The 19274-nt window shown below is 38.5% G+C and carries 16 protein-coding genes; 10 read left to right on the forward strand and 6 right to left on the reverse strand.

What is annotated here, in order from left to right; genetic code table 11:
- Positions 1-119 precede the first annotated feature (119 nt).
- On the forward strand, positions 120-1025 hold the full coding sequence (locus OB69_RS05470) for a DUF3078 domain-containing protein (RefSeq protein WP_053222697.1): 906 nt from the start codon (positions 120-122) through the stop codon (positions 1023-1025).
- A 108-nt stretch (positions 1026-1133) separates the two neighbouring features.
- On the opposite strand, the gene OB69_RS05475 is transcribed toward OB69_RS05470, so the two are convergent.
- On the reverse strand, positions 1134-3059 hold the full coding sequence (locus OB69_RS05475) for a putative porin (RefSeq protein WP_221404854.1): 1926 nt from the start codon (positions 3057-3059) through the stop codon (positions 1134-1136).
- A 16-nt stretch (positions 3060-3075) separates the two neighbouring features.
- Positions 3076-4134, reverse strand: a complete 1059-nt coding sequence (lpxK, locus tag OB69_RS05480) for a tetraacyldisaccharide 4'-kinase (protein WP_053222699.1) — start codon at positions 4132-4134, stop codon at positions 3076-3078.
- A 41-nt stretch (positions 4135-4175) separates the two neighbouring features.
- On the opposite strand from lpxK, the gene OB69_RS05485 reads away from it, so the two are divergent.
- The 3 genes from OB69_RS05485 to OB69_RS05495 are packed head-to-tail and all read left to right on the forward strand — an operon-like array spanning position 4176 to position 7561.
- Positions 4176-5273, forward strand: coding sequence for a Nif3-like dinuclear metal center hexameric protein (locus tag OB69_RS05485; protein ID WP_053222700.1), 1098 nt, complete (start codon positions 4176-4178; stop codon positions 5271-5273).
- A 10-nt stretch (positions 5274-5283) separates the two neighbouring features.
- On the forward strand, positions 5284-6063 hold the full coding sequence (locus OB69_RS05490; RefSeq protein ID WP_053222701.1) for a zinc ribbon domain-containing protein: 780 nt from the start codon (positions 5284-5286) through the stop codon (positions 6061-6063).
- Between the two features lie 10 nt (positions 6064-6073).
- Positions 6074-7561 (forward strand): tetratricopeptide repeat protein, encoded by a 1488-nt coding sequence (locus OB69_RS05495; RefSeq protein ID WP_053222702.1) that lies wholly within the window; start codon positions 6074-6076, stop codon positions 7559-7561.
- Here OB69_RS05495 and OB69_RS05500 read toward each other — a convergent pair.
- Positions 7539-8156, reverse strand: coding sequence for a histidine phosphatase family protein (locus tag OB69_RS05500; protein ID WP_053222723.1), 618 nt, complete (start codon positions 8154-8156; stop codon positions 7539-7541). The two genes, OB69_RS05495 and OB69_RS05500, sit on opposite strands and share 23 nt — an antisense overlap.
- 60 nt (positions 8157-8216) lie before the next feature.
- Here OB69_RS05500 and OB69_RS05505 point away from each other — a divergent pair, with 60 nt between their 5' ends.
- From OB69_RS05505 to menD, 3 genes are read left to right on the forward strand one after another with little or no spacing between them, the layout of a single operon-like run.
- Positions 8217-8636, forward strand: coding sequence for a hotdog fold thioesterase (locus OB69_RS05505; RefSeq protein WP_053222703.1), 420 nt, complete (start codon positions 8217-8219; stop codon positions 8634-8636).
- Positions 8637-8639: 3 nt separating this feature from the next.
- A complete protein-coding gene (locus OB69_RS05510) occupies positions 8640-9866 on the forward strand; it encodes a chorismate-binding protein (protein ID WP_071426720.1) in 1227 nt (408 codons plus the stop codon).
- Entirely contained in the window at positions 9863-11566 is a 1704-nt protein-coding gene (gene menD / locus OB69_RS05515) for a 2-succinyl-5-enolpyruvyl-6-hydroxy-3-cyclohexene-1-carboxylic-acid synthase (protein ID WP_053222705.1), read from the forward strand. Before OB69_RS05510 ends, menD begins: the two co-directional genes overlap by 4 nt.
- Before the next feature lie 4 nt (positions 11567-11570).
- Here menD and OB69_RS05520 read toward each other — a convergent pair whose 3' ends face one another.
- A complete protein-coding gene (locus OB69_RS05520) occupies positions 11571-12695 on the reverse strand; it encodes a carboxypeptidase-like regulatory domain-containing protein (RefSeq protein WP_053222706.1) in 1125 nt (374 codons plus the stop codon).
- Positions 12696-12771: 76 nt separating this feature from the next.
- Here OB69_RS05520 and OB69_RS05525 point away from each other — a divergent pair, with 76 nt between their 5' ends.
- The gene (locus tag OB69_RS05525; RefSeq protein ID WP_185096869.1) at positions 12772-13788 is read left to right on the forward strand and encodes an AMP-binding protein; all 1017 of its coding nucleotides are present in this window, start codon (positions 12772-12774) and stop codon (positions 13786-13788) included.
- Here OB69_RS05525 and OB69_RS05530 read toward each other — a convergent pair.
- Positions 13785-14588 (reverse strand): XRE family transcriptional regulator, encoded by an 804-nt coding sequence (locus OB69_RS05530; RefSeq protein ID WP_053222708.1) that lies wholly within the window; start codon positions 14586-14588, stop codon positions 13785-13787. The two genes, OB69_RS05525 and OB69_RS05530, sit on opposite strands and share 4 nt — an antisense overlap.
- 125 nt (positions 14589-14713) lie before the next feature.
- Between OB69_RS05530 and OB69_RS05535 the strand changes: the two genes are divergently transcribed.
- A complete protein-coding gene (locus tag OB69_RS05535; protein ID WP_053222709.1) occupies positions 14714-15391 on the forward strand; it encodes a hypothetical protein in 678 nt (225 codons plus the stop codon).
- A gap of 114 nt (positions 15392-15505) precedes the next feature.
- Positions 15506-18781 (forward strand): WD40/YVTN/BNR-like repeat-containing protein, encoded by a 3276-nt coding sequence (locus OB69_RS05540; protein ID WP_245620785.1) that lies wholly within the window; start codon positions 15506-15508, stop codon positions 18779-18781.
- Positions 18782-18851: 70 nt separating this feature from the next.
- Here OB69_RS05540 and OB69_RS05545 read toward each other — a convergent pair whose 3' ends face one another.
- Complete coding sequence (locus OB69_RS05545) at positions 18852-19223, reverse strand: hypothetical protein (RefSeq protein WP_053222710.1); 372 nt, start codon at positions 19221-19223, stop codon at positions 18852-18854.
- Positions 19224-19274 lie beyond the last annotated feature (51 nt).

The following is a 19274-nucleotide window of genomic DNA, read 5'->3' on the forward strand; positions in this document are numbered from 1 at the left end:
AGCCTACTACTCAAATATTAAAAAGTAGTAACTTTACGCCCTAAATTTTTATTGAACCTGCTAAATTGCAAAGCATTTTAAAATCAATTTGATTATTTCAATTTCCAAACATTGACATTATGAAGAAAACACTACTCATTTGCCTTACCCTTTTGGTGGCGTATACTGCTCAGTCGCAAACAACGGCTGACTCCGTAAAATGGGAAAGAAATGGCTCTTTAGGATTCACCTTCGCAAACGTTGGTTTATCTAATTGGGCTGGAGGAGGCGAAAGCTCGGTTTCGTTGGGAACAATTTTTAACGCATCGGCAATCAGAAAAGCCAATCAATCTACCTGGAAAAATCAAATTGACTTTGCTCTTGGTGGGGCCAAACTAGGCGACAAAGACTTTAGAAAAACAGATGATGCTATCATTCTATTAAGTCAATACAAAAGAAAAATTAACGAGAAATTTGGCTACAGCGTGTCTAGTATTTTGAGAACGCAACTACTTGAAGGTAATAATTATGTGGCTGATCCCTTAAATGCTGGAGAAGAAATTGCTGAGAAAATATCCAATTTTATGGCGCCTGGCTACCTTTCTGTTAATTTAGGTATGGAATACAGCAGCGGTGACGTACTTACGGTTTCTTTTGCCCCTGCAGCGGGTAAATTCACTTTTGTAATGGACGATGAACTTTCAGCCGCAGGTGCTTATGGTGTTGACCCAGGCGATAAAGTTAGAGCTGAATTTGGTGCAAACATGCTTACTACATTAAACTTGAAGTTAATGGACAACATTACTTTCCAATCTAACCTTAACTTCTTTACAGCTTATGATAGCTTTGGTAATGTAGATACCAACTGGGAGACTTTATTGGTGATGAAAGTGAACAAATGGTTCAATGCTACCTTTGGTACACAGTTGATCTACGATGACGACATTTTAATCAAAGGTGAGGACGGAAATGTGTCTAGAGAAATTCAGTTTAAACACGTGTTAAACCTTGGCGTTAACTTTAAACTATTTAGCACAGGTAACTAAGGTTTAATAAACACAATTCAGAGAGTCATTCTGGAAGGCCTAATCAAATTAATTGATACCGCTTTCAGAATGACTTTTCTATTTTAAGGCTACTTAATGCGAAGATTTTTAATTGTAGAATGACCAACGAACGCCCATGTCTAACGTACGTTTTACACCAGTATAATAAGGTGTTAAGAAATAACCATCGGCAGTAATGCCTTGATTAAAATGAGCTGACTTAACAAAGAAATGAAAATTCTCAACTTTGAAATTCAAGAATAAATCGGCCTTAACAAAAGCATCATTTTTAAAGTCGTTTTGAAGATAGTATTGCTGAACAATAGGGTTATAAGCATTGGCATAATAGGCAGAACGGTAGTGCAAATCTATTCCAGTATGAACAATCATTTTTCCGTTAAAAACTACATTTTTATACGCCAATTGCCCATTCGCTAACATATCGGGAAGGCGATAAAGATCTGAAGAACCTCCAGAAACTGTATTATAATAAAAACTACTCGACCATTTCCATTTTGGCGACAGATTGAAATCAAAATGGAACCCCGGAGCCAAAATTACGATATCGCTTCCCGCTTGATTTGGGCGCTTATCTTGACCATAATAGAGGTAATTAGCAATTCTATTGAATCTGATCAATGGCCTGAAACTCATGCCCTGAGTGTTAATTTTAACTTCCCCATAGAGATTTTCGGACTGCTCGTTTTTAAACCCGTTGATCCAATAGCCCTGCTGACCAGCATAAAGTTCAGAAAGGTAAGAGGGTTGGCTAGATACTTTAGAAACTCTAGCATCGAAGAAATTACTAGTAAAATTTCCTTCAACAAAAAAGCCACCTCCAATCAAATATTCTCCAGAAGCTTTCAAGAAAATTTTTGGCGTAATTTTCTGCCTTAAAGTTCCACCCAAATAACTTTCTAAATCAGCACCTTCTCCACCTAAAATTCTATTGTCATATTTCAAATAACGAGAGCGATAAAAAACTGTGTATGAGAAACTTTTGGTATAACCTTTAACTCCAAATTCATTCGAAAGCTCATTATAAGTAGTTCTGTCCATGATGGAATCTCTCACCAAATTACGCCCCACAGGTTTATAAACCAGTGAGTCTGAACCGGCCAAATTATACACATCAGTATACCTTACTACCTGATTATAATAAGTACCAGAATGATACACCTGCAATACTGAATCTAAATTATATTGCTGAAAAATATGTACTCCCCCACGCTTATCATAGCTTTCGGCATCATCGAGTAACACGTTGGCATCTTTATACTTAAAATAGGTAGCTTCTGCACCGTTCTCATCATTAGCAGGGTCGATGGCAGGGTCAAGAATTCCTCCCTGCTCATCTACGCTAAACTTCATTTGAGTTACATTAAACAAGGCCAAATAGCGAGGTAGTTTTTTGGGACGAATAAAGCCGAAGAAGTTATAATTGGTTCCTTTCGACTGAAAATCGCCAGTGCTTAAAAATGCCAACTGCTTTTCTGCCCTCACACTTTTATACTGAAAGCCCAAATTCAAATAAACACTGTCGTTTAGAGCGAAGACAATATCTGTTTGTCCTCTTCGGCCACCTCCATACACCACATTGATTTCTGTAAATGGAGATTTGGTATCGAAATACTTAATATCGTCAGGGCCAACATAAAACTCATCATAAGCATTATAGCCTGACCGCCTTCCAATAGTCATAGATGGTTCATAATACAAACCTCGGTAGGCTGTGCCCAAATTACCCAAATTTTGACCAAGATTGCCATTTCTTTCAATATCAGTATAGCGATGAAGGTTATCAGGAATGGTGTCTGGATAATTGAAAATGAGGTTATTGAATTTGAAATTCTTCTCGTAAGTGTAGCGAGTAGTTAAAGGACCATATACACTCTCAACAGTATCTTTTAAAAGTCGATTTTCTCTCTGACTTTTCAGTGAATCTCTATTGACACTAAACGTGGTGTTACCTTGAGAAAAAGCCGCAGCACTTAACACCAAAAAACTTGAAATAAATAATACCCTCTTCAGCACGCCCAAAATTAACAATTCAATTGAGGTTTTTCTTTTGTTCTAGCACTTTAAACAAGCGACTGGTAAACTTCTCTTCTTCTTCCATTTCAAAGCGAATGGGAATATAAAAAGCTGTTGTCTTCTTAAAAAGTGGATGTTCGGCAAGTGTCAAAAGTCGTACCATGTCTTTCTCTGTCGTTACAATCTTTATCTCTTCTTTCTGTGTCTGCAAATAAGTCAGTAAACCGTCTAAGTCCTTTGCCGTAAAACCGTGATGATCTTGAAAAACAAATTCCTGTTTTATACTGTAGTTTCTTTCAACCTCAGTTTTAAACATTTTATTGTCGGCAATAGCTGTTAGTAATAACACAGTGCTTCCTTTTATTAATTCACCTAACTGCTCCTTAAACACTGGCTTTGGTTCATCATAAATAATCCTACTAAAGAACACTGGCTTTTCTCCTAAATAGACTTTTACGTTCGCCTTAATTTCTCTTCTCTCTTGTTCATCAATGGTTTCTGGGCTTTTGGTGATAATAACACAATCTGCCCTTTTGGCTCCACTTCTACTTTCGCGTAATTCACCAGTCGGTAAAATATAATCTTCGTAAAAAGGGTGATTAAAATCGCTCAAAAGAATATTGAAATCTCTGGCCACTTTTCTATGCTGATAGGCATCGTCTAAAAGAAAAACCTCAATATCTTCCTTCTCCATAATGGCAGAAGGAATGGCTATAACTCTTTCTTCACCAACGCAAACTGAGATATTTGCCCCAAACTTTCTATAATATTGATAGGGCTCATCCCCCATTGTTTCAGCAGTATCGGTTTCGGAAGCCATTCTATAGCCTCTAGTTTTCCTTCCGTAGCCTCTACTTAAAGTGGCCAATCGATAATCCTTTTGTAGCAACCTGATTAAGTACTCCACCATGGGCGTTTTACCCGTTCCACCCATAGAAAGGTTACCAACCGAAATCACGGTACGGTCAAATTCTACCTGAGGCTTCTTGCCTATATTGTAAAGGTGATTTCTGAAACTCATCAGCCCACCATAAAGGGCAGAAATGGGAAATAATATCCATCGCAAGAGTTTCATTCTATTCAGGTTTCTATCTTAGCATTCTAAAAGTTACAAAGATGGTAAAAATCAAGGAGATCATTGAAGAACTGGAAAAACTTGCACCTCCAGCATATCAAGAGTCTTACGACAATTCAGGCTTAATCACCGGAGATAAAAACTGGAATGTAAGTGGAATAATGGTGAGCTTGGACTGTATTGAGTCCGTTATTGACGATGCTATTAATAAGAAGTGCAATCTGATTGTCGCCCATCACCCGATCGTTTTCAAGGGCCTTAAAAAGCTCAATGGAAAAAATTATGTGGAGCGAACCATCATTAAAGCCATTAAAAACGATATTGCTATTTATGCCATTCACACCAATTTAGACAATGTGTATTTGGGGGTTAATCAAAAAATAGCCAATAAAATCGGACTAATCAATACGAGAATTTTAGCACCAAAAAAACAACTTTTAGACAAGTTGGTGGTGTTCATTCCCAAAGAAGATACCAACAGGGTGCTTGATGCACTTTATGCGGCTGGAGCTGGAGAAATAGGAAATTATTCACACTGTAGTTTTAAAGTAAATGGAACCGGCAGCTTTAAGCCCAACGAAAAGGCCAATCCGGTAATTGGTGAAAGAGGTCAGCTAGAACAGGTAAGTGAAGACCGGGTAGAAATCATGTATCCGAGTTATTTAAGCAGTAAGGTTATTAGCACTTTAAAAGAAAATCATCCTTACGAAGAAGTAGCTTATTATATCAGTCAGTTAGAAAATGAAAACCAAGAAGTAGGTTCTGGAATGATTGGGCAACTGGAAAAGGAAATGTCAAGCCATGAATTCCTAGCGCATTTGAAACAAACCATGGAACTGAATACCATTCGTTACACCGCTAAAAACACGGATTCAATCAAGACAGTAGCACTTTGCGGTGGAGCCGGCAGCTTCCTTTTATCTACTGCTATGGCTCAAAATGCCGATGCTTTTGTGACTGGAGATTTTAAGTATCACGAGTTCTTTGATGGGGAAGGAAAAACGCTAATTGCAGACATAGGGCATTATGAAAGCGAAAAGTTTACAAAAGAGCTTTTGCATTCATTATTGACAGAAAAATTTGCTAATATTGCAACCTATTTGACAGAGGTGAATACGAACCCCGTACTGTACTTCTAAAAAAACGTGAATGGAAAAGACTGTAGCACAAAAACTTGACGCCCTTACTAACCTTCAGAGAATTGATTCTGAATTGGATGAAATCAAAAAAGTAAGAGGTGCCCTACCTGATGAAGTAGCTGATTTAGAAGATGAGATCGCTGGATACCAGACAAGAATTGATAAATTCAAGTCTGAAGCTGGAGATCTTGAAACTAGTATTGCAGATTATAAAACCCAGATTAAAAACTCTGAGGCGCTAATCAAAAAATACAATGAGCAACAAATGAACGTGCGTAACAACCGTGAATATGATGCCATTACAAAAGAAATTGAGCTCCAAAATTTAGAGATTCAAATTTCTGAAAAGAGAATTAAAGAAGCCTTCGCAAAAATCGAAATCAAAAATGGTGAAATCGCCAAAACTGAAGAAGAATTAGCGGAGAGGGAAAAAGATTTGAATAGCAAAAAAAGCGAACTCGAAACTTTGACCAAAGAAAGTCACGATGACGAGCAGAAGCTAATGAACGCAAGAACAAAAGCTACTAAAGACATCGAAGAAAGACTTTTGGTTTCTTACAACAAACTTCGTGACAACGCAAGAAATGGTTTAGCAGTAGTACCTGTAGATAGAGGTGCTTGTGGTGGTTGTTTCAACGTTGTTCCTCCCCAAAGACAAGCCGATATTCGTGAGCGTAAGAAAATTATTGTTTGTGAGCACTGTGGAAGAATTTTAGCAGACGTTACGGACGAGATTGTTGTAGAAGAAGCTAAACCAAAAAGAAGCAGAAGAGCTGCAACTAAAGCTTAATTTGATATTAATGTATCTAAAAATAAAAAAATGGATAGGCGTTTTCGTCTATCCATTTTTCATTTTAACACAAACAAGTAGCTTTGCCCAAAGTCAAACTCCCAACTTTGACTTGGCCTACCACACCACTTTGAATTTAAACTTCAAAGCATCAAAATCTATTCTATCCTCGCTAGAAAGCACAGAAATACCGATGGGCGAGCTATATGTTGCTAACCTGAACGATGTATTAGAACTTATTTTTAGTGAAGATGAAGAGCGCTATGATATTCTGAAAAAGAATGAAAGTGAAAGATTAAAGCAACTTGAAAATACTTCAACCGAATCTCCATATATCGATTTCTTCAGAGCGGAAATCAAAATGCAATGGGCGTTTGTAAAACTTAAATTCGGCAACACGCTGAATGGCGTGTGGGGGTTAAGAAATGCTTACAAAATTACGGAAGACAACATTGAAAACTACCCAGATTTCAAACTCAATTTTAAAACCATGGGCTTGCTCCAGGTTATTTTCGGAGCTGTTCCTGATAATCAACAATGGATATTAAATGTGTTGGGGCTTGAAGGTGACGTAGAAAATGGATTAATGCATTTAAAGGAGCTCTCTAAGGAATCTACTCCTTTTACACTTGAAGCAACGCTCATCTCTTCCATGATTGAATCCTACCTTTTAGAGCAGCATGAAGAAGCTTTAAAGAACCTTAAAAACAATACTTCTGATCAGAAAACAATGGCTGAAGTGTATATTTCTTCTCTCATTTTGATGAAAGCACACAATGCAAATGCAGCTGCCCAACTACTTACAGAAGCCTTAGAAAACCAAGAAGCCAGAGCTCCCCTATTATTTGAATACTTACTGGCCGAAGCACTTTTTCAGGGTGGAATGTACAATCAAGCCAAAACACATTATTTAGCATATATCAATCAGTTTAAAGGTAGAAACCAACTAAAGGACTCGAGAATGAAGGTGGCAATGTGTGAATACTTCTTAGGAAAAAACACTTCATTTAAACAATACTGGGAAGAAGCAAAGACCACGGAAGGCGCTACCTCAGAAGCAGATAAAAATGCCTCAGCTATTTTGGAAGCAGACGCGCTGCCTAATTTTAAACTACTCCAAATCAGATACGCTATTGATGGTGGTTATTATACATTGGCCAGTAAAGCCATTTCTAAACTGAACCTTGAGAAATTAACCATTATGGAGGTTCATGAAATCACCTATAGAAAAGCAAGATTAGCGCAACTAAAGTCGAATTACGCTGAAGCTATGGAGCTTTATGAGGAGGTAACTTCAAACGCAAACATACTCCCAGAGTCTTATTTCATACCCAATTCTTTCCTTCAAATGGGCTACATAAAATTAGAAGAAAAAGATAATGAGCAAGCAAAAGCATATTTCAATAAGGTATTAGAATTTAAAAAGCATCCTTATAAAAACAGCTTAGATAGTAAAGCCAAAATAGCCTTGGCCACTATAGATGGCGCAAATGACTAATTTCATTATACCTATCTAACACAAAAGTTTTTCCGGTGTAGGTAATCTCGTAAAGACCCAAATTATTGTGTAGAAAGTAATCCATTCCACTAATTGGGTAATTAAAAATAGTGGCCAGCATTAAACGCATAGCTCGGCCGTGCATGCAAATCAAAACGTTATTTTCGTTCTCTTTGGCCATAATATAAGATAGCCCTGCACGTAACCTCTTGGCCAAACCCTCAGGGCTCTCTCCGCCTTCAATCGCCTTGTGCGTTTCGCCTCTTTGCCAACTGTTTATCATTTCGAAGTAATAAGCGTGCTGCTGTTCGTTTACTTCTGCCCCTTCGTGAATACCCCAGCTAATCTCGTCTAACTCAGGTAGCGCTTCATAAGGTAAGCCTTGCTGAATAAAATTCTCCATAGACTGCGCGGTTCTTTTAAGCGAAGAAATGTAGAGCTTATCAAAAGGAATATGCTTGTACGCTTCATGAAATGCCTGAGCCTGAGCCCTTCCCATTTCATTTAGGTCAGAATCTACACCTCTGCCCTGCACAATTCCCTGTTTGTTAAAATCCGTCTGTCCGTGGCGCGTAAGGTAGATTTTTTTGATCATCAATTTTGTTCTATTTTTGCCCAATTCAGGCACAAATCTAGAAACTAATTCAAAACCTTCATGTTTCATCCGGGAGTTAATATTTCAATGGTTAATCAGTTCAGCAAGAATACCATGGTTGAACATTTGGGTATAGAGATTACAGAAATAGGTACTGACTTTATGCGCGCCAAAATGCCTGTTGACCATAGAACAAAACAACCTTTGGGGCTGTTACATGGCGGGGCGTCTATGGCATTGGCAGAAACACTTGGTAGTATTGCTGCGCACTCTGTAGTAGACCCTGAAAAGCAATATTGCGTAGGTTTAGAAATCAACGGAAATCATATTAAGTCTGTAAAAGAAGGCTGGGTTTATGCAGTGGCAAGACCACATCATGTTGGAAGAAAAACACAGGTTTGGGAAATTAAAATTACCAACGAAAATGATGACCTGGTCTGTATCAGTAGAATCACCATGGCAGTGATGGATAAAAAGTAAGAAATGAATCAAAAGCAATCTGCAATATCATCCCTTGATTTTACGGGATTTGAAAAGACTCATACGCTAAGATCAATATTTCAAGTAGCCGTAAATTTAGGACTACCATTGGCCGTTTGGCGAGCACCGCATCAAAAAGAAGTCAATCTAATGGTATCTTTTAGCAGCGCCCAAGAAGTTGAAAGACCCGATTTAGAAACTTGCGAGAAAGGCTTTATCTTCTCTCCTTTCAACCCAAAAAGTAGTGCCACATTATTTATTAAAAGTGATTTCCACGTCTCCTTTGATTTTGATGAAGTCATTCAGCATGAAGACTTAACTAGCGAGGAAAATGTGCTTCAGGCAAAGTTCTTCATCCAACTAAAGGAACAACTCAAAAAGCCAGAGGAGAAACTAAACTACCATGTAAAAGATCAGGAGAAAAAAGGTGCTGACATTGATTATAAAGATTTAGTGCAGCTTGGGATTGATGCCATCAAGAATAACGAGTTCCTGAAAGTTGTACCCGCTAGGTCGAAAGTCATTTCTCTCAATGATGGTTTTGATTTAATCACCAAGTACCTTCAATTGTGCGATGCTTATGCAAACGCCTTCGTTTCAATTGTTTCTATGCCCGAAACAGGAACTTGGTTGGGCGCTACTCCGGAATTGCTTTTAGAGGTCAATCACTCGCAGTTTAAAACTGTAGCCTTGGCAGGAACGCAAAGAAGAGATATCGCTAAATCCATTTCTGACACTGCATGGACACAAAAAGAGATCGAGGAGCAGGCGCTTGTAAGCCGATACATCATTAATTGCTTTAAGAAAATCAGACTTAGAGAATACGAGGAGAAAGGGCCAAAAACGATTATTGCCGGGAATTTACTTCACCTTAAAACAGAGTTTGAAGTAAACATGAAGGAAACGAATTTCCCTGAGCTTGGTACTGTAATGTTAGAATTATTGCACCCCACTTCCGCCATTGCCGGAATGCCTAAAGAAGCGGCTCTAAACTTCATTCAGCAACATGAAGGCTTTGACCGATCGTTTTACTCAGGTTATTTAGGGCCAGTTCAAAATGAGCAAAAGACTTCAATTTTCGTTAACCTTCGCTGTATGGAGTTACTTGAAAACAGCGCAATCCTTTATGCTGGCGCTGGAGTAACAGTAGACTCAGTTGCTGAAAAGGAATTTGAAGAAACTGAAATGAAATTCAATACATTACTCAATATTTTGAATTCACAATCTTGATCCTCCAACACATCTACGATATCGCAAGTGTTTGTGCCTCGCACGGTATTCAATCTGCTATTATTTCACCAGGTTCAAGGTCGGCTGCGCTTACTTTAGCTTTCGTTCGTCACCCAGAAATTGAGACTAAAATCATTCCTGACGAACGTTCTGCGGCCTTTATTGCCATGGGAATGGCGCAGCAACAAGGTAAACCAGTGGCTCTAATCTGCACTTCAGGATCGGCTGCCTATAATTATGCTCCCGCCATTGCCGAGGCTTTTTATCAAGAAATTCCATTACTCATACTTACTGCAGACCGCCCCCCAGAATGGATAAATCAGTATGATGGGCAAACCATTCAGCAATCAAACATTTACGGAAAGCATGTTTTAGCAAGTTTCGATTTTCCGGTTGAAGTAAATCATGAAGATGCTAAATGGCATTGCAATAGAATTGTGAATGAAGCCATTAACGCAAGCATAGGCAGAAAAGGCCCTGTTCATATCAATGTACCAATTAGAGAACCATTCTATCCTGATTCAAATGAACTTGTAAATTTCCCCGAAGTTAGAGTAATCAAGAATACTCCATTTCAACAGAATATTCATCTCGCACAATGGATGAGCCTTGGCAAAAAATGGCAAAATCATACAAGAAAGGCCATTGTGCTAGGGCAAATGGAATATTCTAAACCGTTGCACACTGCACTGTATCGTTTTGCGGAAAAAGCTGGCATTCCAATTATCGCAGACGTCATCTCTAATCAACATGACTTACCTGGAGTGGTCTTCAACCAAGATTCTTTCTTGAATCCTCATCTCAATACTAACAATATAGAATTAGCTCCAACGCTACTAATTACGCTAGGCAAGTCTCTAATTTCTAAAAACTTAAAGCTGTACTTAAGAAACAACCCTCCTACGGAACACTGGCATATTTCTTCTTCAGAAAAATTAAACGATAGCCTGCAGCACCTAACAGAATTGATAAAAATTGATCCAGAAATTTTCTTTGGTGAATTTGTTCAGCATGTAGGTGGCAAAGGTAGCTTCAGCTACTTAAATCAATGGCAACAGGCAAACCAAATTGTTGAAACTGCTAAGGCTAGTTTCATGAAAATGAAGAAGTTTAGTGAATTTCAAGCATTTAACGCTGTGCTAAATGTAGTTCCAAACAAGGCAAAACTGCACTTTGCAAATAGTATGGCAATTCGCTACGCAAACATTATTGGCGCGCCCAAAAATAAGCAGGTAGAGATTTTCGCGAACCGAGGAACTAGTGGAATAGATGGCAGTAATAGTACTGCCGTTGGAGCTGCCTTATCTCAAAAATCACCTGTCGTATTATTTACGGGCGATATGGCCTTCTTCTATGACCGCAATGCTTTTTGGCACAATTACAACCTCAAGAATTTGCGTGTGATTGTTTTTAACAATCATGGAGGCGGAATTTTCAGAATGATTGACGGCCCAAAACGCCAACCCGAATTAAAAGAATACTTCGAAACTAAGCAAAAGCTAAATGCTGAAAATACGGCAAAAGACTTTGGTTTTGAATACTATTGCTGCTCGAACCTAAAAGATTTAAAAGATTACTTAGAAACCTTCTTCAACATTTCTAAGAGTGCCAAAATTCTGGAAATACAAACCAATTCGGAGCGCAATACAGAGGTATTTGCTGAATATAAAAGAGCGATTTTAGAAGCGTTTAAGGCCTAACGTGCTATTTGTCAGTTGAGCGAGTATTTATATAATCGATAGGCATTAAATCCCCCATTTTTTCGATGGCCCAATAGTCGGCAACAAGGTAATCAAGTGGGTTATAAACGTAGCCATTCTTCTCAAACTCAATAAATGTTTTTCCTTCCAGAAGATAAAACTGCGAACGCTGCTTATTACCACTCACTGGTACTTTTGATACGTTAATAACAGAGCCCATTTCTTCTGAAACCAACTCTTTTGTGTAAGTAACATACAGTATGTGTTCAAACTCTAAACGTTTAGAGTTCTCTGTAGCCCCTGGCTTCACAAACTGATACAAATCCAGCTCATTTCTATCTAAATACCTTTTACCTTCAATATCTCTTGCCATCTGAACCACGTAACCATCCTTCTTCAGGTTATTATTAAATAAACTACTAAAAAAATGGTCGACAGAGCCTAAATAGGCTATTTCTCTATTTTTTAACCATCGTGCCCTTGGCTTCTTATCTCCTCTTAATTCTTCGTATGATGGATAGCCCCAATAAGAAGAGTATTTCTCATTAAAATAGACATAGTACCCTTCTAATACATATTTAATTCTGTACCCAAGTGCCTTATTCTCAATAATAAGTGGTTCGCTGGCAAAGGCTTCAAAAATATTATTCTCCTCATCAAAGTAGAAATCAATTACTTCTTCATTAAGAATCTTACATTGTTCGGCAAAAGGAGAAGTACCTAAAAATCCAATTTTGAAATCTTCCAAATTACGTCTCCATTTCTCATCTTTCTTCGCCATAACGGTTACACCACTCACCTGCCGAGTATCCACATCCAGTTTCGCTGTAACCTCAATGGTTTGAGGCTCGAAAAACTGAATAGATTGGGTGAAGGTTTTATAACCAGCAAATTTGATAATTAAGTCATATGAGCCTGATTTAGGTACATTTAAAACAAAATCTCCTTGATCATTTGATACCGTTCCAACGGTAGTATTGGCTAAAAAAACAGAGGCATATGGAAGCGTTTCTCCTGTCTGCTTATCCGCTACATTTCCCTTAATCACAAACTGTGAGGCGTTTTGGCCAAAAACTGAAAGTGTAACAATGAAAAGAAAGGCAAGTGTAAGGGTTTGAACTCTAATCATAATGAACTAAAATTGGCCTATGAGCGGCAGTTTGATATGGAATGGTACAAGAAGTTATTTTTCAAAATTGCTTTTATTGCAAGAATCAAGCCACGACCAAGCCTATATTTCAGCAGCTAAGTTCATAAATGAATGGCGCACTGGCAAGCAAAGTTTTGCCCAAGAAACATCCGGTTCCACAGGTAAACCAAAAACCATATACATCTCAAGAGCACAAATGATTGCCAGTGCTCAAAGAACCGCCAAAACACTAAATCTCGAAAAAAACATTTCAGCATTACTATGCATCAACCCTGAATTTATTGGTGGTAAAATGATGTTAGTGAGAGCCATAGAGTTTGAATGGAATCTTACGTTGGTTCCCCCAAGTTCAAATCCTGAAGAATATTTGGAAGAAGACCAAAAGTTCTCTTTTGCCGCACTGGTTCCTCTTCAACTTGAACGCATGTTGACGACTGACAAAGGAAGAAAACAACTTAACAACATTGAAAGCATTATTGTAGGTGGCGCACCAATAAGCGCTGAATTGGAAAAAGAAATACAATCACTCTCCACACAGATTTTCAGTACTTATGGCATGACGGAAACTGTTTCGCATATTGCCCTCAAACCAATGAATGGCATGAACAAATGTGATCATTTTACAGTATTGGATGGGATTTTGGTAGAAACAGATTACCGCGATTGCTTACGTATAAAAGCGGATGTAACACTTAACGAATGGATTCAAACCAATGATGTAGTGGAGCTCAAAGGAAGGCAGTTTAAATGGCTGGGAAGGGCCGATTTTGTAATTAATTCTGGGGGAATAAAAATACACCTTGATCAACTAGAAAACCAGCTTAGTCAGTTGTTAGCCACTGAAGTAGTTCTTTTAAAGAAAACGCATCTGCAACTTGGCGAAACCTATGTGGCGGCAATTGTAAGTAAAAATGATAGTACAATTGAAACGCTTAAATCGGTCATAGAATCCTCCTTAACCAAATACTATAAACCAAATGAATTATTCTTGATTGACGCTCTGCCTAGAACAGCTTCAGGAAAAACAGATAGAATAGCTCTTTACGAAAAACTCAAAATTGAAAAACCTTAATTCAATCTTGGATGATGATCTTTCAACTTAATTACCTCTTGTTGAAGATCTAAAACAATACTCTTCAATTGCTCAAAGTCCATAGTATCGTCAGAATAATCGGGCAAATCCATGCTCAAGTAAGCTTTAGCTTCCCAAATTTCAATAACATCACTTACCGGAATGTCGTAAGGCGAGTAAGCTTTATTATCCGACACCAAAAATAGCTTTCCATTTTCCAGCGTATAATCAAAAACACGTTTGTACACTACTCCTTCTTCTTTAGAAAGAATAACATAGCAACGTCCATTTTTAATATCCGTCACATCTTCCAAGTACTTACCAATCACAATCGTGCCCGGTCTTAAAGGAAGCATAGAGTCGCCCGTAATTTCAAAAGCACGGTAAGTACCCGACTTTGGTAAATTTGGTAACTGAAATTTTGGAAGTTCTTCCAAATACTCTGGATCGGCATAACCGTTCAGGTAACCCGCAGAAGCCTTTTGAGGAATGAGATCAATTAATTCCTCGTTATTTTTATCCACTGTAATAGAAAGCACTTTTGAATACGGTTTTCTTGGAGCTGATAATTTCAAGATTTGCTCTTCACTTAGGCTCGAAAGATCTTTCGATATTAGAAAATCTACGGGCACCTTAAATACCTTTGACATATTTAGCAAGTTATTCAGCCTAGGGTCTGCCCTGCCTTCTTCATAAGCCCCAACTAGCGATCGCTTAATGTCGATTTTTTCTGCAAAATCACCCTGTGTCCAGTTTTTAAGTTTTCTAAGGTGCTTTATGTTTTCTGAAACTATGCTCATGTCAAAGATTTTGAAACCAAAAATACTAATTATTTTAGACGCGCCTCAAAGTATTTTAGTATTAATAGTGCTGAATTTTTTGGCACATTATTGGCTTAAAACCAAAAGTCAAAACAACCAACAACATGTCAAAATACTTTTTAATACCTGCATTACTTCTCTTTTTCCCTGTATTCTCTAAAGGTCAATCTACTTTCGGTTTAAGCCTAAATGGCTTTGCTCCTATGGGCGACCTAAAAAAAGACTCTCCTGAAATCTGGGGTGGCGGCTTCAGTTCAGATATCGCTTTTCAAATCAACGGCTCTCCTATTCACTTGGGCGGTATGCTCGGGGTAACTCGTTATGGTTCCGAAGTTCGCGATGGATGGCATGGTGATGATTTAGGTGATGTCAGAATCAGAAGAAATAATGAAATGGCCTATATGCTCGGACTCATCAGGATTAAGCCACCGGTTTCAGAAGGCTTTCAACCCTATGCCGACTTCTTTGGAGGCTTTAGCTACATTGCCACTACGGCTCATTTCAGAGATGGCCCATTGCAAGAACAATGGGATGTAGTTAGAGACATTGATGACTTTGCCATGAACTACGGCTTGGGTGGAGGGTTAGAAGTTTTTATTAACGATTTTCTAAGCTTAGACTTTAACATAAAAGCCATTAAATCTTCTACTGCAGAGTACCTAACCCCACAAAGCGTGAGTTACAACAAAACCGATGAAGTGTATGATTTGACCGTGAAAAAATCACGATTCGATCACCTAAATTTTGGGTTAGGTATTAAGCTTCTGATAAGTGAATGGTAATTGAAATACTAACCATTCATACAGCATTGTTTGCGTTCTTACGAATTGAATTTCTGTTTTTAAGTTCTTGGTTTAAATTGTTAAAATTTCATTTTCAATCAAATCAACAACTTAATGAGTATTCAGCATTTAAAGCTATTTAGACCTTCAAAAATCAGATCGATTTTGGGCCTAACATTCATGCTACTCTCTGCTTTGGTTTATGGCCAAAAAGTAGACATGGATCTTTTCAAAGACATGAAAGCCAGGAGCATCGGGCCAGCCGCCATGAGTGGTAGAATCACGGCCATTGATGTAGTGGAAAGTAATCCTGAGATCATCTATGCAGGAGCTGCATCAGGTGGTTTATGGCGTTCAACTGGTGGTGGCCTTAACTGGGAGCCTCTTTTTGACGATGAAGCCGTGCTTGGAATTGGTGCCATTTCCATTTACCAGAAAAATCCAGATATTATTTGGGTTGGAACTGGTGAAGGAAACCCGCGTAACTCTGTGAGCGGTGGATATGGTGTTTACCGTTCTATCGATGGTGGTGAAACTTGGGATTTGATGGGGCTAGAAAAAACCCGAAATATCCACAGAATTTACATTCACCCAGATAATCCTAATATTGTTTATGTTGGCGCAATCGGTTCTCCTTGGGGCGAACACGAAGAAAGAGGCCTTTTCAGAACTAAAGATGGAGGAAAAACTTGGGAGAAAATACTTTATACCAACAGCCTTACTGGTGTAGCCGATATGGTGGCTGACCCTTCTAACCCAAACAAGATATTCGTTGCCATGTGGGAACACAAAAGATGGCCTTGGTTCTTCAAATCTGGCGGCCCAGGTTCAGGACTTTATGTGACTAACGATGGTGGAGACACTTTCAAAAATCTTACTGGAGAAAAAGGATTACCAAAAGGCGATTATGGTAGAATTGGTTTAGCGATTTCACGAAGCAGACCAGATTATGTTTATGCCATGATCGAATCAAAAGCCAATGGTCTTTACCGTTCTACTGATGGAGGCAATACTTGGGAACTAAGAGCAGCCTCTGCAACTACTCAAAACATTGGAGATCGTCCATTCTATTATGCTGACATCTTTGTAGATACTAAAAACGAAAACAGAATATATAGCCTTTTCTCTAGAGTTTCTAGGTCTGAAGATGGCGGAAAGTCTTGGGAAGAAATCATTCCTTACTCTGGTGTTCACCCAGACCACCACGCTTGGTGGATTCATCCAGAAGATCCTTCTTACATGATTGACGGTAATGATGGAGGTTTGAACATTACACGTGACATGGCTAAAACATGGAGATTCACTGAAAAACTTCCTGTGGGTCAGTTCTACCATGTAAATGTAGATAACGAAATGCCTTACAATGTGTATGGCGGAATGCAAGACAATGGTTCGTGGGTTGGGCCTGCTTATGTATTTAACTATGCAGGAATCAGAAACCACGATTGGCAAGAATTAAGCTTTGGTGACGGTTTTGACGTAGCACCAATTCCTGGTGACTCAAGGTATGGTTACACCATGTCGCAGCAAGGAAGTGTTTCGCGTTACGATAAACTAAGTGGATATACAAAGGGTATTCAGCCAACAGCACCTGATACAGCTACAAGCCTTCGCTTCAACTGGAACTCACCAGTAGCCGTTGATCCACACAATTCAAACGCTGTATATTTTGGGTCTCAGTTTGTTCATTATAGCACAAACAGAGGAGATGACTGGACAATCATTTCTCCAGATCTTTCGACTAATGACCCTGAAAAACAAAAGCAAAACGAAAGTGGTGGTTTAACGCTAGACGCAACTGGTGCTGAAAATCACACTACTATTATTGCCATTGCTCCTAGCCCACTCGACAAAAACGTAATTTGGGCTGGTACTGATGACGGAAATGTGCAGGTAACCAAAGACAAAGGAAAAACTTGGACTAACGTAGCGGCTAAACTTCCTGGTTTACCTGCAGGTAGTTGGATTCCTCAAATAAAAGCATCACACCATAATGCTGGTGAAGCTTTTGTAATTGCTAACGATTACAGAAGAAATAACTTTACTGCTTATGCATATCACACTACAGACTATGGTCAAACTTGGACAAGAATTGTAGACGATAGCGATGTATTTGGCTATACACTTTCCATTCTTCAAGATGAAAGAGAGCCTAATTTGATTTTCTTAGGTACAGAAAATGGTTTGTACGTAAGTTTCGATAAAGCTCAAAACTGGAACAAATGGAACCACGGTTATCCAAACGCTTCAACTATGGACTTAGCTTGGCAAGAAAGAGAGGATGATTTAGTAATCTGTACTTTCGGTAGAGCGTTCTATATTCTTGACGACTTGAGACCTTTGAGAGAGTTTGCTGCGAAAGGAGTTGAAACGGTGAAAAATTCTGACATCGTAATGTTTGATGTAGCTGATGCATATCAAATGACTTACCGTCAGCCTCCAGGCATGCGCTTCCCGGCTGATGGTGGTCCATTTGAAGGTGAAAACAAATACTTAAGCTCTGCTAACGTGAAGTTCTGGGTAAGAGATGACGCCAAAAAAGAAGAGGCTGTAGAAGACAAATCATCACGTAGAAAGCGTAATAACAAAGAAGCTGAAACAACAGAAACTCCAGAAAAGAAGCTACCTACTAAAGTGAAAATGATTGTTCTAAATGCTAGTGGCGATACCGTTAGAACTAGAACTTCAAATATTAAGAAAGGAGAAATCAATACCATATCTTGGAATTTAGATAGAAGAAACCCTTACCCAGTTGAATTCTCTGGTGGTGGAAACCGTTTCGGTGGCGGAACTCAGAACCGTGAGCAATCTGCTGGATCGGCCCTGCCAGGTACTTACAAAATAGTGTTAGAATTTGGCGATCAACAGGTTTCTAAAATGGTAAAAGTACACCTCGATCCAAGAATGGAAATCAGCATGTCTGAGCTACAAGCCAATAAAGCCTTTGAAGATCAAGTACTGAAAATGTCTCAGTCTTTTGCTGAAATCACAAACAAGGTTAGATCTGCGAACGAAATCATTGAGAAAGTAGAAGCGCAAATGAAAAACGTTGATGCTGATAAAGTAAAGGATTTGAAAAAAGCTGTTGAAGCAGTAAAAGAGAGTTTCTTACCAGTTAGAAAACTTACTATTGGTGTACCTGGAGAAAGAGGGCAAGCCGTAGTAAGAGAGCGTTTTACAACTGCAAATAACTATATTCAGGAAGCCAGAAGATACAACAACTCTCGTATGGGAGCACCTGGTGAAACAGAAAGAAATGCAGTAAGAAAAGCAGAACAAATGATAAAGCTAACAGAAGAGAAAACGAATGAGTTTTTCAATACTGCATGGCCTAAATTTAAAGCCGCTTACGACAAAGCCGATTTGAGTTTCTTCAAAGATTTTGAATAGAAAGTAGAAAATTAGCTACCAAAAAGGTCACTTAGAGATACTAAGTGGCCTTTTTATCTTTGTAGCAAAATCAATTTACCCTACCAACTTCATATTTGGGTTCGTTATTTTGATCTAGCCCAATTGTATAAGTGTAAGTTGCCCCTATTTCCATTGCAGGCCACTGAAAGAGTCCATTGTTTGGCCTAAAGATAGTTACCTCATTATCATATTCAAACACAATCGAGTCGGCTACAAAAGTGTTATAAAATAAAAACAGGCCTGAGGTTTTTCCAGAATCAATCTTTCCATAATTGTGTACAATCCCTCCTAAATAGATGGTCACCCCTTCTAGTGGTAAAGTTGTTTCGTTTTTCACATTTAAATATGCCGTGGTCGGATCATCTTCACAGGAATAAAAAAATGTTGTAATCAATCCAATCGCTAATATTATTTTTTTCATACTTCAATTTATTAACACTAACCTAGACAACGTCAAACATTTATGGGTTGG

It is taken from the genome of Roseivirga seohaensis subsp. aquiponti, from assembly GCF_001267955.1.
GTDB classification, from domain to species: domain Bacteria; phylum Bacteroidota; class Bacteroidia; order Cytophagales; family Cyclobacteriaceae; genus Roseivirga; species Roseivirga seohaensis.

What these genes read in the sequence shown, in the direction of transcription:
- OB69_RS05470 (WP_053222697.1), top strand. Translation starts at nt 120, where the DNA reads ATGAAGAAAACACTACTCATTTGCCTTACCCTTTTGGTGGCGTATACT.
- lpxK (WP_053222699.1), bottom strand. Translation starts at nt 4,134, where the DNA reads ATGAAACTCTTGCGATGGATATTATTTCCCATTTCTGCCCTTTATGGT.
- OB69_RS05485 (WP_053222700.1), top strand. Translation starts at nt 4,176, where the DNA reads ATGGTAAAAATCAAGGAGATCATTGAAGAACTGGAAAAACTTGCACCT.
- OB69_RS05490 (WP_053222701.1), top strand. Translation starts at nt 5,284, where the DNA reads ATGGAAAAGACTGTAGCACAAAAACTTGACGCCCTTACTAACCTTCAG.
- OB69_RS05495 (WP_053222702.1), top strand. Translation starts at nt 6,074, where the DNA reads ATGTATCTAAAAATAAAAAAATGGATAGGCGTTTTCGTCTATCCATTT.
- OB69_RS05500 (WP_053222723.1), bottom strand. Translation starts at nt 8,156, where the DNA reads ATGATCAAAAAAATCTACCTTACGCGCCACGGACAGACGGATTTTAAC.
- OB69_RS05505 (WP_053222703.1), top strand. Translation starts at nt 8,217, where the DNA reads ATGTTTCATCCGGGAGTTAATATTTCAATGGTTAATCAGTTCAGCAAG.
- OB69_RS05510 (WP_071426720.1), top strand. Translation starts at nt 8,640, where the DNA reads ATGAATCAAAAGCAATCTGCAATATCATCCCTTGATTTTACGGGATTT.
- OB69_RS05520 (WP_053222706.1), bottom strand. Translation starts at nt 12,695, where the DNA reads ATGATTAGAGTTCAAACCCTTACACTTGCCTTTCTTTTCATTGTTACA.
- OB69_RS05530 (WP_053222708.1), bottom strand. Translation starts at nt 14,588, where the DNA reads ATGAGCATAGTTTCAGAAAACATAAAGCACCTTAGAAAACTTAAAAAC.
- OB69_RS05535 (WP_053222709.1), top strand. Translation starts at nt 14,714, where the DNA reads ATGTCAAAATACTTTTTAATACCTGCATTACTTCTCTTTTTCCCTGTA.
- OB69_RS05540 (WP_245620785.1), top strand. Translation starts at nt 15,506, where the DNA reads ATGAGTATTCAGCATTTAAAGCTATTTAGACCTTCAAAAATCAGATCG.
- OB69_RS05545 (WP_053222710.1), bottom strand. Translation starts at nt 19,223, where the DNA reads ATGAAAAAAATAATATTAGCGATTGGATTGATTACAACATTTTTTTAT.